This window comes from Mycobacterium sp. E2733 (assembly GCF_001667585.1).
In the GTDB taxonomy this organism is placed as follows: Bacteria; Actinomycetota; Actinomycetes; order Mycobacteriales; family Mycobacteriaceae; genus Mycobacterium.
Genome location: NZ_LZJZ01000025.1, coordinates 1 through 566, shown reverse-complemented (window position 1 = coordinate 566; position 566 = coordinate 1). Strand labels below are relative to the sequence as shown.

Here is a 566-nt window from a genome sequence, read left to right as displayed (position 1 = left end):
CGGTCACCGGGTTCCAGAACGCGTGGTTCTTCCTGTTCCTGCTGCTCGTTCTGCTGGTCCTGGGCATCTACGTCGTGGTCCAGGGCCGCCGCCGGCGCCGGCTGCGCCGGTTCACCGAGGCGAACGTGCCGCAGTCGCCGACGCGGCACATTCCCATCGCCGTCTCACTGCTCAGCCTGGTCCTGCTGACCATCGCGCTGGCCACCCCGACCCATGACATGCGCATCCCGCGCAACCGGGCCGTCATCGTGCTGGTCATCGACATCTCGCAGTCCATGCGGGCCACCGACGTCCCGCCGAACCGGCTCAAGGCCGCCGAGGAGGCGGCCAGCCAGTTCGCCAGCCAGCTGACGCCGGGCATCAACCTCGGGCTGGTCGGCTTCGCGGGCACGCCGTACCTGCTGGTGCCGCCGACCACCAATCGCGAGGCGGTGAAGGCGGCGATCGACGGTCTGAAGCCGGCGCCCAAGACCGCGACGGGCGAAGGCCTCTTCACCGCGCTGCAGGCCATCGCGACGGTCGGCTCGGTGATGGGGGGCGGCGACGGCCCCCCGCCGGCGCGCATC

The 566-nt window shown here is 71.4% G+C and carries 1 protein-coding gene; it reads left to right on the top strand.

Annotated features, from left to right (window positions below):
• Window positions 1-32 precede the first annotated feature (32 nt).
• Window positions 33-566, top strand: a 534-nt coding sequence (locus A5678_RS05770; RefSeq protein ID WP_156746777.1) for a VWA domain-containing protein, incomplete at its 3' end; no start/stop codon positions are given.